Genomic DNA, 13,474 nt, shown 5'->3' on the forward strand with positions numbered 1-13,474 from the left:
ATTCCTCCCCTTCAGAGCATCGCCCAGCCGCCATCGACCGGGAGGTCGACGCCGGTGATCTGCCGCGCCGCCTTCTCGGAGGCGAGGAATAGGCAGGCATGGGCGACATCGGTGTCGGTCGAGATACGCCTCAACGCATAGTCGGCGGCGTGGCGTTCCGCCGCCTCCGCCTCGGAGATGCCGAGGCGGGCGGCCATCTCGCGGCAGACCTTCTCGCGGAAGCGCGGCCCGTCCACCATCCCCGGAGCGACGGTGTTGACGGCGATGCCATACTGGCCGACCTCGAGCGCGAAGCTCTTGGAGATCCCCCTGAGCCCCCACTTGCTCGCGGAATAGGCCATCCGCCCCGCCCGGCCGCGCATGCCGAACGTGCCGCCGACATTGACGATCCGCCCCGACCGGGCGGCGATCATCGCCGGAAGAACCGCGCGCATCGTGTTGAACACGCCGCGCATGTTGAGGTGGATGATCTCGTCGAACTCGGCCTCGGTCGTCTCCACCCCGGTCTTGCCGATCGGCCCCGACCCGCCGGCGACGTTGACCAGGATGTCGATCGCCCCGTAAGCCGCGAGCGCTGCGCGCGCCGCCGCCTGAGCCGCTGCGCCGTCGGTGACGTCGCACGGTGTCACGATCGCCTCCCCGCCCGCCGACCGCACCTCCTCGGCGAGCGGCATGATCGCGGCCGTGTCGCGGCCCCAGAGAGCGAGGCGACAGCCTTCGGCGGCGAAGGCGCGGGTGATCGCGGCCCCCATCCCCTTCGCCGGGCCGGTGATGACGGCAACCTTGCCGGCGAGCCCGAGGTCCATCGCCCTCAGCCCACGACGCGCGTGGGGCGCGCCGAGAGCGGCGGCAGGAAGTCACGCCGGAACACCTCCGCGAAGCCGGGCTTGCGCGGCAGGCCCTGCGCCTCGGCGAGGATCTCGATGCCCCGAACGAACCGCTGCTCGACCACGTCGCCGAGCCCGATCGTGCCGATCTCGGGGTGGTTCATCTCGTCGCGCACGGTGGCGTCGAGCCGCGCCCGCTCTACCGCCACGTTCAGGAGCGGCTCGCGCCGGGCGACGGCGGCGACGGCGGCGTCGGGCTCGCGCAGCATATCGGCAAGCCCGCGGGTGAGAGCGCCAAGGAAGCCGCGCACGGCCTCGGGCATGTCGCGGGCGAGCGCGCGCGAGACCACGATGCAGTTGGAGTAGAGGTCCATCCCGTAGTCGCCATAGGCGATGAAGCGATAGGCGGTGTCGGCGTCGGTGCCGATCAACCGCGCGCTGAAGCGGATCGTGTTGATGAAGCCGAACACGCCGTCCACCTGGCCGCGGTTGAGCATCTGCTCGCGAAGCTGCGGCTGCATGTTCACGACCGTCACCTTCGCGGCGTCGATCCCGGCGAGCCGGGCGAAGGCAGGGAAGAGGCGGAGCGCGCCGTCATTGGCGGGTCCGCCGAGCGTCCTGCCCTCGAGGTCCTTCGGCGTGCGGATCGGCCCATCCGCGCGCACGGCGATGCAGAAGGGCGGGCGGTTGTAGAGCATCATCACGCCGACCGGCGCCTCGGCCGGACGGGTGGCGGCGAGAGCGATCGCGGCGTTGATGTCGCCGAAGCCGATGTCGTAGGCGCCGGTTGCGACCTTCGTCACCGCCGCGGCCGAGCCCTCGCCCTGGTCGATCGCGACCTCGAGCCCCGCCTCGCGGAAATAGCCGCGATCCTCGGCGAGGAAGAACATGCCCTGCGGCCCCTGGTAGCGCCAGTTGAGGATGAGCTTGAGGCGGGTGCGCGCGCCCGCGCGCGACGGCGCGAAGATGGCCGGTGCTGCGAGCGTGGCGGCCGCTGCGGCAACGAGGTGGCGACGCTTCATCGGGCATCCCCTCCGGATCGGTGGACGATGCCGTGGCGTCTGGCGTTCTCTCCGCGGCGGGTTCTAGCCCCGAGCGGCGATGTCGAGAAGTGGCTTTCCGAGGCGCTCCGCCGGGGGCCAGCCGCACCCGTCGCCGAACGCCCGCGCTTTGGCGTTAAGGCGTGCGCCGCGCGGGAGAGCCGAGCGCACCGCCTCAGCGCTGCGGCCGGCGCTGGCCCTGGCCCTGGGGCATCTGCGTCACCTGCCAGCCCTCCGGCACTTGGAACAGCGAGGCGGGCTGGGAGTCGAGGGAGAGGGCGGTCGCCTGCATCGTGCCGCGGCGTTCTCCCTGCTGGAAATCGGCCCTGAGGAGAATGCCGTCATCGGTGACGCATACCGTGCCGCGCTCCACGCCGGCCTGCATGGCGCGATAGGTGGTGCAGCGGTGCCCCGCCACGGTCGCTGTGCCGGTCCGCGTCAGCGTCATGTCATCGGGGACGTTCAGCATGTTCTGCTGTCCGGGTCCGACGTTGCCAGGCAGTTCCATCGCCATCCGGTTCTGCGCGTTCAGCATCAGCATGCGGTTGCCCGGAATGTCATGGATCATCGCCATCCCGCCTTCGGCTGTCTCGACGCGCTGGCGCCGGCTCGCGGCCGAGTAGAACACCCGAATCTCGGCCGCCTTGCCCTCGCTCTCCATGCGATAGGTGGCGGCATAGTCGCGGCTCGGCTGCCGCGGCTGTGCCTCCGCCGCGGGCGGCAGAAGCACGGCGGCAAGGGCAACGCTGCGGATGAGGCGGCGCATCGACAGGCTCCCTCGGCAGCTCCACGGCGCGAGCTTGGCGCCCGCGCCACAACCTCGTCAACGCGCCGCTTTCAGGCGCGCAATCTCTGCGCGAAGCTCCTCCGCGCTGATCTCGGCGCGGAACACGGCCGGCAGGTCGATCGCCTCGGCGAGCAGGCGGCGGTACTCGAGCCGCGACACCTCGATCGCGCCGAAGCGGGCGAGATGGTCGGTCACGAACTGCGTATCGAGCAGGGCGAAGCCGCCGAGGCGAAGCCGGACGACGAGATGGACGAGCGCCACCTTCGAGGCGTCGCGCACCCGGCTGAACATGCTTTCGCCGAAAAAGGCGCCGCCGAGCGCCACGCCGTAGAGACCCCCGACGAGCTTCCCCCCCTGCCAGCACTCGACCGAGTGCGCGTAGCCCATCGCGTGCAGCGCGCCGAACAGGCGCTCGATGTCGGCGTTGATCCAGGTCTCCGGACGGTCTTCGGAGGGCTCGGCGCAGCCCTTCAGGACGGCGTCGAAGGCGGTGTCGCAGCGCACCTCAAAGGCGCCCGAGAGCACGGTTCGGGCGAGCCGCCGCGGCAGGTGGAAGGCGTCGAGCGGCTGGATGCCGCGCCGGTCGGGGTCGAGCCAGTAGAGCCTGTTGGCGTCGCGGCGCTCGGCCATCGGGAACAGCCCTGCGCGATAGGCGCGCAGAACGAGCTCGGGCGTGACGACGGTCTCGCCCGAGCCGCGCCGGACCATGTCAGCGCCCGCGCCGCAATCCGCCGCCCGACCGCGTCATGCTGCGGTGCGCGCGACGAAGCGCTCGAGCCAGTGGATCGTGTAGTCGCCGGCGATGAAGTCGGGGTCGTTCACGATCCGGCGGTGCAGAGGCAGCGTCGTGGAGATGCCGTCGATCACGAACTCGTCGAGGGCGCGGCGAAGACGCGCGAGCGCCTGGGCGCGCGTCGCGCCATGCACCACGAGTTTGGCGACCAGGCTGTCGTAGTAGGGCGGCACGGTGTAGCCGGAGTAGAGCGCCGAATCGACGCGCACGCCCAGGCCCCCCGGAGCGTGGTAGGTGACCACCCGCCCAGGCGTGGGCAGGAAGGTGTCGGGGTCCTCGGCGGTGATTCGGCACTCGATCGCGTGACCGTGGAAGCGCACCTCCTCCTGGGTGTAGCCGAGGCGCTGGCCGGCGGCGATCCGCACCTGCTCGCGCACGAGGTCGATGCCGCAGACCATCTCGGTGACGGGATGTTCCACCTGCAGCCGCGTGTTCATCTCGATGAAGGCGAATTGCCCATCCTGCCACAGGAACTCGAGCGTGCCGGCGTTGCGGTAGCCGATCTCCTTAAGCGCCCGCGTCACCCGCTCGCCGAGCGCGTCGCGCGAGGCGGCATCGAGCACCGGGCTTCCCGCCTCCTCGACGAGCTTCTGGTGCCGGCGTTGCAGCGAGCAGTCGCGCTCGCCGAAATGCACCACGTTGCCGTGGTTGTCGGCGAGCACCTGGAGCTCGATGTGGCGCGGCCGGTCAAGATACTTCTCCATGTAGACCGCGTCGTTGCCGAAGGCGGCCTTCGCTTCCGCCCGCGCCACCCTGTAGGCCTCGGCGACCTCCTCCGGCCGGCGGGCGACCTTCATGCCGCGACCGCCGCCGCCGGCTGCGGCCTTGATCAGGACGGGGAAGCCGATCCGCCGCGCCACCGCTTCCGCCTCCTCGAGCGAAGCAAGCTCGCCCTCCGAGCCCGGCACGAGCGGCACGCCGAGCCGCGCCATCGTCCGCTTCGCCTCGATCTTGTCGCCCATCATGCGGATATGCGCCGGCGACGGCCCGATGAAGACGAAGCCGTGCGCCTCGACGATCTCGGCGAACTCGGCGTTCTCCGCGAGGAACCCGTAGCCCGGGTGGATCGCATCCGCGCCCGTGATGGCCGCGGCCGAGAGGATCGCCGGGATGTTGAGGTAGCTCTCGCTCGCCGGCGGCGGCCCGATGCAGACGCTTTCGTCGGCAAGCCGCACATGCATGGCGTTGGCATCGGCGGTGGAATGAACCGCGACCGTGCGCACGCCCATCTCCTGGCAGGCGCGGTGGATCCTGAGCGCGATCTCGCCGCGGTTGGCGATCAGCACCTTCTCGAACATCCGCGCCCCGCCGCCCGGCTCACTCGATCAGCATCAGAACCTCGCCGTACTCGACCGGCGCCCCCGACTCGACGAGGATCCGCGTCACGGTGCCCGACCGTGGCGATTTGATCTGGTTGAAGGTCTTCATCGCTTCGATCAGGAGCAGGGTCTGGCCGGCGGCGACACGGTCACCAGGTTTGACGAATGGGGGCGCGTTCGGTTCGGGCGAGAGATAGACCACGCCGACCATGGGCGAGGTGACGGCGCCGGGGTGGGAGGCGTCGATCTCCTGGGCGGGGGATGCCTGGGCGGGGGCGGCGGGCGGGGCCGCCTGGGGCTGCGGCGTCGGCGCGGCGATCACCGCCGCCGCAGCGGGGCGGCTCACGCGAATACGGCTCTCGGCTTCGGCGATCTCGATCTCGGCAAGCCCCGTCTCTTCGAGCAAGGCGGCGAGGCGCCGGATCGCCTCCTCATCGATGGTGAGTCGCGTCATCGTCTCGTCCACCCCTTCAGGCGCCGCCGCGGATCAGCTGAGCCATCGCCTCGAGCGCGAGGAGATAGCCAGCGGGCCCGAGCCCGGCGATGATCCCCGTCGCCGCCTTGCCCGTGATCGAGGTCTGACGGAACGGCTCGCGGCGGTGGATGTTGGTCAGGTGCACCTCGATCACTGGCAGCTCGGCGGCGAGCAGGGCATCGAGCAGGGCAACCGAGGTATGGGTGTAGCCGGCCGGGTTGATCACGATCCCCCGGGCGCGGCCGCGGCAGGCCTGCACCCAGCCGATCAGCTCGCCCTCGTGGTTCGATTGCCGAAACTCGACCGCAAGCCCGAGCGCCGACGCCTTCGCCCCGACCATCGCCTCGAGCTCGGCGAGCGTGGTGCGGCCGTAGAGCTCCGGCTGCCGCTGGCCGAGTAGGTTCAGGTTGGGGCCGTTCAGCACGGCGACGATGGGGTGGGGGCTGGTCACCGCGGGTCCCGTGGCGCGTCGTCGGGCGGGCACCTAGCACGCGCCCGGCGCGACCCGCAATGCGCGCCGGCTTGCCGAGAGGGCGTGGGCGATCCCACATGAAGCGCATGGACGCCCCCGCCACGCCTTCGCTCTCGATCACCGTCAACGGCGAGGCGCGACGCTTCCCCGCTCCGCTCACGGTCGCGGGGCTGATCGACGCGCTCGGCCTGCCCGCCGGCAAGGTGGCGGTCGAGCGCAACCTCGAGATCGTGCCGCGCTCGGCGCACGCCTCCACCGCGCTCGCGGACGGAGACCGGGTCGAGATCGTCCACTTCATCGGCGGCGGCGAGGCATCGCCTGCCGAGGAGGACGCTTGGGAGGTCGCCGGCCGGCGCTTCCGCTCGCGCCTGCTCGTCGGCACGGGGCGCTACCGGAGCCTCGAGGAGACGGCCGCTGCGATCGCCGCCTCTGGGGCGGAGATCGTGACTGTCGCGGTACGGCGGGTGAACCTTTCCGATCCCTCGGCGCCGATGCTGCAGGACTACGTCCCGCCCGACCGCTACACCTATCTTCCCAACACGGCCGGCTGCCACACCGCCGAGGAGGCGGTGCGCACGCTTCGGCTCGCCCGCGAGGCCGGCGGGTGGGACCTTGTGAAGCTCGAGGTGCTCGGCCCGCCGCCGCACCTTTACCCCGACATGGCGGAGACCCTGCGCGCGGCCGAGGTGCTGATCCGCGACGGGTTCAAGGTGATGGTCTACTGCGCCGATGATCCGGTCGCGGCCAAGCGTCTCGAGGAGATGGGGTGTGTCGCGATCATGCCGCTCGGCGCGCCGATCGGCTCTGGCCTCGGGATCCAGAACCGGGTGACCATCCGCCTGATCGTCGAGCAGGCGAAGGTGCCGGTGCTGGTCGATGCCGGGGTGGGCACCGCCTCGGACGCGGCGATCGCGATGGAGCTCGGCTGTGATGCGGTTCTGCTCAACAGCGCGATCGCGCATGCGAAGGACCCGATTCGCATGGCGCGGGCGATGAAGGCCGCGGTCGAGGCCGGGCGTCTCGCCTATCTCGCCGGGCGGATGCCGCGCAAACTCTACGCCGACCCCTCGAGCCCGCTCTCCGGACTGATCTGAGCCGGCCTCGCCCCGTTCAGGCGGAGCCTTCGCCGCCTCCGTCAACCCCCTGGCAGGCCGGAGAAATTCGCGCATCCGGCATGCATCTCCGGCGGAGCATTTTTCACTTGGTCCAGGGGGGGCGTGGGTATATATCGCGCCTCAGACGCAGCAACGCACGTGCCTCTGGCCCCTCGGGGTTTACGCAACGACGTCAAGCGTTCTGGCAGCCGACCGGGGTTCGTCCTCGGGGACGCTGGTTCGTTCGACCGTTCGTCAACCTGGAGGCGTCGCTTCTCGCAGGCGCCTCCGCTGGAGTGGAAGGGGAGGGCCCGTGCGATGACCCCCAAGATCGCGCGCTTTCTCGAGGACGTTCGTCCCGCCACGCCGTGCCTCGTGCTCGACGTTGACCGGGTGGAGGAGAACTACCGCGCTCTCGCCGCGGCGCTTCCGCTCGCGCGGATCTACTACGCGGTGAAGGCCAATCCGGCTGCGCCGATCCTCACCCGCCTGGTCGGCCTCGGCTCCGCCTTCGATGCCGCCTCGTGGGAGGAGATCGCGATGTGCCTCGAGGCCGGCGCAGACCCGGCCGACATCTCCTTCGGCAACACCGTCAAGAAGGAGAGCGCGATCGTCCGCGCCTATGACGCCGGCGTGCGCCTGTTCGCCTTCGACTCCGAGGGCGAGCTTGAGAAGCTCGCTCGCTCGGCGCCCGGGGCGAAGGTCTATTGCCGCCTGCTCGTCGAGAACGCAGGCGCGGACTGGCCGCTGTCGCGAAAGTTCGGCTGCTCCGTCGAGACGGCGCGCGAGCTGATGCTGCGCGCGAAGGAGGTCGGGCTCGACCCCTACGGTCTCTCCTTCCATGTCGGCTCGCAGCAGCGCGACTCGGTCGCCTACGAGGCGGCGATCGCCAAGGTCGGCATGCTGTTCACCGACCTCTCCGAGCGCGGCGTGACCCTGCGCATGGTCAATCTCGGCGGCGGCTTCCCGGTTCGCTACACCTCGGAGGTTCCGGGGATCGACCATTTCGCCCAGGCGATCATGGGCGCGATGACGAAGGCCTTCGGCAACGCCATCCCCGAGATGATCGTCGAGCCGGGGCGGTTCATCGTTGGCGATGCGGGTGTGGTGTCGTCCGAAGTGGTGCTCGTCTCGCGCAAGGCGAAGGACGATCCGGTGCGCTGGGTCTATCTCGACATCGGCCGGTTCGGCGGCCTTGCCGAGACCGAGGGCGAGAGCATCAAGTATCGGCTCCGCACCCCGCATGATGGCGGCCGTACGGGACCGGTGGCGATCGCTGGGCCGACCTGCGACGGCGCCGACATCCTCTACGAGCGGGCCAACTATCGCCTGCCGCTTGCGCTGAAGTCGGGTGACCGGGTCGATCTGCTTTCAGCCGGGGCCTATGTGACGACATACGCCGCGCAGGGCTTCAACGGCTTCCAGCCGCTCGCCGAGCACTATATTTAACCATCGGCGCGGCCGCGCCGCTCCGCCCGACCAACGAGCGGCACCGGCCGACGTTTTCTTGCCGTTTCCGCTGAGGCTGCGCGCTCTGAGCTCGTGCAGGCCGGCTCAGGATAAAGAAAGGGGGGCGTAGGCCCCCCTCTCCGTTCGGCGCGCGTCGGCGCCTCAGCTCAGTTGATCACCTGGCCGAAGAGCTGGCGATACATCAGGCGGTAGATGTCGGTATTGTCCATCGTTCCGGTGATGTGCTCGGCGTTGGCGCCGATGCCGCGCACGAGGATGCCGCCCGCGACATCGTCCCAGGACGCCCAGGAGATGGCGAAGGGGTGGCGCACGCCGTTTCGGTCCGGCGCGGACAGGAACGGCACGCCGCCGGTGCCGGTCTGGCCGTCGATGGGGGCGCCGTTGCGGTCACGCTCCGGCAGGGGCCTGCCCTCGACCACCACGTTGTTGCCGCGGCGCGGGCCGATCACCTGAAGCCCGCCCGCGTCGCTGTCGGCGGTCGTCAGCAGCAGCGTGTTCGGGTTGCGCGCGACGAAGTTCATGAACACGCCGATCGCGTCATCGGCGCGCGCGCCGGCCTCGAGAGAGCCGCGGGCGTTGTTGCGGTTGCCGAAATTGTCCGTCCCCTCCTCCTCGGCGATCAGCAGGAACCCGTTCGGGTTGCGCGAGAGGATCCGCAGCGCCGCCTCGCCCATCTCGGCGATGGTCGGCGCCGTCTCGACATAGAGCGGCAGGTTGCGCTGCGCGAGCGTCTCCTTCGTCTCGTCATTGAAGGTGTGGTCGTGGGCGAAGATGCCCCAGAGTTTCGTCGTCGTCTCCGGAACCGCCTTGAGCTCCTCGCGCGTGAAGACGACCGTATAGCCCTTGCGGCGCAGTTCCTCGATCAGGTTACGCCCGTCCTTGCGCGCGCCCGGGCCGAAGCGGCCCTGCGTGCCCTCGGGCAGATACCAGCGCTCGCCGCCCGCCATGTGAACGTCGACACCGCTCTCGACCACGAGGCGGGTGATCTCCTCGAGGCTGTTGCGGCGCTCGGTGGAGGCGACGAAGGCCGCCGTTCCCGGCTCGTAGGCAGCGCCCGACTGGACGAGGCCGACCGCCTTGCCGCGCCGCATCGCCTCATGCGCGATCGAGCCCTCGAAGCCGGATGCCGAGCGGATACGCTGCGCCCCGTCCTGCCCGAAGCTGTCAGCCTGTACCTTCACGCCATAGGCGTGCACTGTCGCCCCGCCGTGGCTCGTGCCGGTGAGCCCGTCCTTCATGTGGCCGAGATAGACGGCGATGTGGGGCAGGCGGTCCCAGTTGAGCCGCCCATCAGGCCCGACCTTGTGGAACCGCACCGCGCCCCAGTGGTTCACGCCGAACCCGTCCGGATGGAAGAAGATGACGCTGCCACCCTGGCCAGCGGCCGGCGCTGTCTGGGCCCCGGCGACGCCTGGCGCGGCGAGCGCGAGCGAGCCGGCAATGCCGGCGAGCAATAGGGCACGTCGGATCATGAGGTCCTCTCCTCTCCGTGTCTCGGCGGTGGGGAGGCGCCTCCACCCCTCCCGAAATGATCTGGGAGGGTTTCGGTTGCGGCGCAATGAAGTTGCGAAACCGATACGTGAGTGGACGCCTCAGCGTTCCGCGCGTGCGCGCGCGATCGCGGCCCGCAGAGCCTCGGCGCTGACCGCTCCGGGGATGATCTCCTCCCCCACCACATAGGCAGGTGTGCCCTGTACGCCGAGCGCCTGGGCAAGGCGCAGATTGGCCTCGATCCGGCGGGCCACGCCCGGGTCGGCCATGTCGCGGCGCAGCCGCTCGGCATCGAGCCTAAGCTCGGCGGCAATGCGCAGGATTTCCGCCTCGGTCGGCTCGCCGCGAAACCGCATCAGCGCATCATGCATCTCGGCGTAGCGTCCCTGCCGCTGGGCCGCGAGCGCGGCGCGCGCGGCGGTGACCGAGGCCGGGCCGAGGATCGGGATGTCGACGAAAACCACCCGAAGCTCCCGATCGGCGCGCAGGAGCTCGGTGATCACGGGGTGCATGCGCTTGCAGTGGGGGCAGCGATAGTCGAGGAACTCGACCACCGTTGCGGTCGGCCGTGTCGCGCCTTTGGCCGGAAGGCTCGGGTCATTGACGAGAGCGTCTCGGTTGGCGGCGATCCTCGCCTCGAGGGCCTCGCGCTCTCGGGCGGCATCCCGTGCCTGCAGCGCCGCGATCGCGTCCTCGAGGATCGAAGGGTCGGAGCGCAGCGCCTCGCGCAGGATCTCGACGATCGCAGCACGCTGTTCGGGGGTGAAGCCCTCGGCGGCGGCCATCCCGGGAACGAGGCAACCCGCGATCAGCGCAGCGAGCACACGCAGTCTCAGCCGTCTCAGCCTCTTCGTCATCGCCTCTCCTGCCGTCGCCTCTCTTCGCGTTCGATCTGCGCGGCGTTGGCGAGGTCCTGCGCGCGGAGCTTCGCCGGCCCCGGGGGAAGCAGGCGCTCGGCCCGCGCCGCCATCTGCCGCTGTGTCAGAAGGTCACCCGAAAGTGCCGCTTCTTCGGCGAGCGCGAGCGCCGCAAGCCCCTCCTCGCCGAGGCGCCCGCGCGCCATGCCGAGCGTGTTCCACGCCATCCCCAGCGAGCGGTCAAGCCGAAGCGCGGCCTCGGCCTCGGCGGCCGCGGCGCGCAGGCTGCCCGGATCGTCGACGGCGAGCAGAGCGCGTGCGAGGCCCGCCCGCACCAGCGCCTCAGAGGGGGCGAGCCGCACTGCCTCGCGATAGGCGACAGTCGCCTCGCGCGCCCGCCCCGCTCCCTCGAGCAGGAATTGCCCCTTGAGCTCGTGCAGCCAGGGCGAAGAGGGGGTGGCGGCGATCAGCCGGTCGAGCTCGGCCACCGCCTCGTCGATCCGGCCGGAGCGGAAGGTCTGGATTGCCCGGGCGTAGCGCGCCGAGGGGGAGGTGTCGGTCTGCGGATAGACGCGCTGGATCGCCACCCCGCCCTCGAGGAAGCCGAAGAGCTTGGCGCGCACCATCGCGAAACGCTCCTCGATCTCGCGTGGCAGCGCCCCGTCACCGCCGCGTCGCTCGATCTGGCCGCGCAGGAACTCGATCCTGTCGCGCGTCAGAGGGTGGGTGCGCAGATAGGGGTCCTGCCGGTCGGAGAGCATCAGCTCCTGGCCCTGCAGCCGCTCCATCAGCTGCAACAGGCCCTCGACCGGCCAGTTGAGCCGGTTCAGCAGGGTCACCGCCGTGAGGTCGGCGGCATTCTCCTGGGTGCGCGTGAAACTGAAGAGCTCCCGCAGCGCCATCGACTGGCCGGCGATCGCCCCGCCCGCCACCGCCTCGCCCTGGCGTGTGGCGACCCCTGCGGCGGCGCCGATCAGGGCCGCCACCAGGGCGCGGATCTGGGCGTTGCGGATCTCCTCCGGCAGGCGCGCGATGTGCCCGCCCACGACATGCCCGGTCTCGTGCGCGAGCACGCCCGCGATCTCGGCGGCCGAGGTCGCCTGCATGATCAAGCCGGTGTTGATGAACATCCGGTTGCCGGTGGTGACGAAGGCGTTTATCGAGCGGTCCCTGATGATGGTGACCTGCACGAAGCCGCGGCTCAGCCCTGCCGCGCCGAACAGGGGGCCGTAGATGGAACGCAGCAGGTTCTCCGTCTCGGCGTCCCGGATCAGGATAACGCTGCCGCGCTGCGCCCAGGCGCCGGCGGGGAGCAGGGCGGCAAGAAGGACGGCTGCGGCGGCCGCCCGCGTCACGGCGCGCCCGATCCCGGCGAGGCATCTCATGAGGCCAGTATAGTGCGGGTGCGGCGCAACGCCCTCATCGCGGTCCTGTGTGCTCTCGCCGCCTCAGGCTGCGGCGGCTCGGTCGAGCAGGCGCTGTTCGGCACCGGGCGGCCGGCCGAGGGCCAAGTGGGGTTCGTGCGGGGCTTCCTCGGCGGTGTCGCGGCGGACGAACCCCGGGCCGTGCTCGCCGGCCGCGACATCCTCTCCGCCGGCGGCAATGCGGTCGATGCCGCCGTCGCCGTGGGCTTCATGCTCGGGGTGACGCTCCCCTCGCGCGCCTCGCTCGCGGGCGGCGGGGTGTGCCTTGCCTTCGACCCGCGGCGGAACGAGACCCTGAGCATCGAGTTCCTGCCCGGTGCCCCTGGCACCATCCTGCCCGGAACCGACCGCCCCGCCGCCCTGCCCGGAACGCCGCGCGGCCTGTTCGCCCTGCATGCGCGTCTCGGCCGCCTTCCCTTCGAGCGCGTGGTCGCGCCGGCCGAGCAGGCGGCGCGGTTCGGCACGCCCGCCTCGCGCGCGCTCGCCTCCGACCTCGCCGCCGTGTGGGCCCCGCTTTCGGCCGACCCGCAGCTCCGCTCGGTCTTCGGCGGCCCGGGCGGGGCGGCACCCCTGCGCGAGGGAGAAGAGATCGTGCAGCCGGAGCTCGCCAACCTGATCGGCGTGATCCGGCGTCAGGGGATCGGCGAGTTCTACCAGGGGGCGCTCGCCCGGCGCTTCGTGGAGGCGACCGCGGCGGCAGGCGGCGCCGTCACGCTCGAGGCGCTGCGCGGCACGCTGCCGCGCGCCGGCCGTGCGGCGTCCGTCCCGCTCGGGTCCGACCGGGTCGAGGTCGCGGCGGTGGGCGGTTCGGCCGGCGCGGCGGTGATGCTGCGCGAGCTTCGCGCGCGTAAGTCCCCGGCGGAGGCGGAGCAGGCGGCGCTCGACGCCGCCGCCGCCGTTCGGGCTGGCACCCCCCCCGAGGTTCTGCTCGCGGGGGCGGCCCCGGCGGGCGGCGCGCTTCCCGCCGTGCTCGGCGCGACCACCGGCTTCGCCGTGCTCGATCGCGACGGTCAGGCCGTCGTCTGTGCCATGACGATGAACAACCTCTTCGGCACCGGGCGGATGGCGCCGACCTTCGGCCTGATCCTCGCTGCCGCTCCGGGCGTCGGGGCGGTGCCCCCGGCCCTGCCCTCGCTCCTGATGGTGACGAACGAGAATCTCCGCGCCTTCCGGCTCGCCGCCGTGGCCTCGGGCGGGGCGTCGGCTCCGGTCGCGCTTGGCGCTGTCGCCGCCCGCGCTCTGGCGGGGGAGGCGGCGCCCGCAGCCCTCGCCGCGCGACGGAGCTTCCGCGGTGCGGAGGACAGGACGAGCCGGGTGAACCTGATCCACTGCACGCGCTATCTGCCGGGCAGCAACGCCTCCTGCTCCTGGGCGGCCGACCCGCGTGGCCACGGCCTCGCCCTCGGGGCGGACTGAGCGCGTCGC

At 71.2% G+C, this 13,474-nt stretch carries 13 protein-coding genes; 3 read left to right on the forward strand and 10 right to left on the reverse strand.

Annotated elements, in window-relative coordinates; translation table 11 throughout:
- Window positions 1-11: 11 nt before the first annotated feature.
- From KO353_RS09965 to aroQ, 7 genes are all read right to left on the reverse strand, one after another.
- Window positions 12-806: an SDR family NAD(P)-dependent oxidoreductase gene (locus tag KO353_RS09965; protein ID WP_218284519.1), complete on the reverse strand. Its 795-nt coding sequence runs from the start codon at window positions 804-806 to the stop codon at window positions 12-14.
- Window positions 807-811: 5 nt separating this feature from the next.
- Entirely contained in the window at window positions 812-1,849 is a 1,038-nt protein-coding gene (locus KO353_RS09970) for an ABC transporter substrate-binding protein (protein ID WP_218284520.1), read from the reverse strand.
- A 193-nt stretch (window positions 1,850-2,042) separates the two neighbouring features.
- Complete coding sequence (locus KO353_RS09975; RefSeq protein ID WP_218284521.1) at window positions 2,043-2,633, reverse strand: DUF4412 domain-containing protein; 591 nt, start codon at window positions 2,631-2,633, stop codon at window positions 2,043-2,045.
- Window positions 2,634-2,690: 57 nt separating this feature from the next.
- Window positions 2,691-3,362, reverse strand: coding sequence for a leucyl/phenylalanyl-tRNA--protein transferase (gene aat / locus KO353_RS09980; protein WP_218284522.1), 672 nt, complete (start codon window positions 3,360-3,362; stop codon window positions 2,691-2,693).
- A gap of 36 nt (window positions 3,363-3,398) precedes the next feature.
- Entirely contained in the window at window positions 3,399-4,745 is a 1,347-nt protein-coding gene (accC, locus tag KO353_RS09985) for an acetyl-CoA carboxylase biotin carboxylase subunit (protein WP_218284523.1), read from the reverse strand.
- 19 nt (window positions 4,746-4,764) lie between these two features.
- Entirely contained in the window at window positions 4,765-5,220 is a 456-nt protein-coding gene (accB, locus tag KO353_RS09990) for an acetyl-CoA carboxylase biotin carboxyl carrier protein (RefSeq protein ID WP_218284525.1), read from the reverse strand.
- 16 nt (window positions 5,221-5,236) lie between these two features.
- Window positions 5,237-5,692, reverse strand: a complete 456-nt coding sequence (aroQ, locus tag KO353_RS09995) for a type II 3-dehydroquinate dehydratase (protein WP_218284526.1) — start codon at window positions 5,690-5,692, stop codon at window positions 5,237-5,239.
- A gap of 98 nt (window positions 5,693-5,790) precedes the next feature.
- Between aroQ and thiS the strand changes: the two genes are divergently transcribed.
- Both thiS and KO353_RS10005 read left to right on the forward strand, forming a co-directional pair.
- Window positions 5,791-6,807, forward strand: a complete 1,017-nt coding sequence (gene thiS, locus KO353_RS10000; protein WP_407928190.1) for a sulfur carrier protein ThiS — start codon at window positions 5,791-5,793, stop codon at window positions 6,805-6,807.
- Between the two features lie 318 nt (window positions 6,808-7,125).
- A complete protein-coding gene (locus tag KO353_RS10005) occupies window positions 7,126-8,256 on the forward strand; it encodes a type III PLP-dependent enzyme (protein WP_218284528.1) in 1,131 nt (376 codons plus the stop codon).
- Window positions 8,257-8,423: 167 nt separating this feature from the next.
- On the opposite strand, the gene KO353_RS10010 is transcribed toward KO353_RS10005, so the two are convergent.
- The 3 genes from KO353_RS10010 to KO353_RS10020 form a co-directional block, all read right to left on the reverse strand.
- The gene (locus KO353_RS10010) at window positions 8,424-9,749 is read right to left on the reverse strand and encodes an alkaline phosphatase (RefSeq protein WP_218284529.1); all 1,326 of its coding nucleotides are present in this window, start codon (window positions 9,747-9,749) and stop codon (window positions 8,424-8,426) included.
- 120 nt (window positions 9,750-9,869) lie between these two features.
- The gene (locus KO353_RS10015; RefSeq protein ID WP_218284530.1) at window positions 9,870-10,625 is read right to left on the reverse strand and encodes a DsbA family protein; all 756 of its coding nucleotides are present in this window, start codon (window positions 10,623-10,625) and stop codon (window positions 9,870-9,872) included.
- Window positions 10,622-11,980, reverse strand: a complete 1,359-nt coding sequence (locus tag KO353_RS10020; RefSeq protein ID WP_218284531.1) for a M48 family metalloprotease — start codon at window positions 11,978-11,980, stop codon at window positions 10,622-10,624. Before KO353_RS10020 ends, KO353_RS10015 begins: the two co-directional genes overlap by 4 nt.
- A gap of 48 nt (window positions 11,981-12,028) precedes the next feature.
- Here KO353_RS10020 and KO353_RS10025 point away from each other — a divergent pair, with 48 nt between their 5' ends.
- On the forward strand, window positions 12,029-13,465 hold the full coding sequence (locus KO353_RS10025; RefSeq protein WP_218284532.1) for a gamma-glutamyltransferase: 1,437 nt from the start codon (window positions 12,029-12,031) through the stop codon (window positions 13,463-13,465).
- The last annotated feature ends 9 nt before the right edge of the window (window positions 13,466-13,474 follow it).

Source organism: Elioraea tepida, from assembly GCF_019203965.1.
Taxonomy (GTDB): domain Bacteria; phylum Pseudomonadota; class Alphaproteobacteria; order Acetobacterales; family Acetobacteraceae; genus Elioraea_A; species Elioraea_A tepida.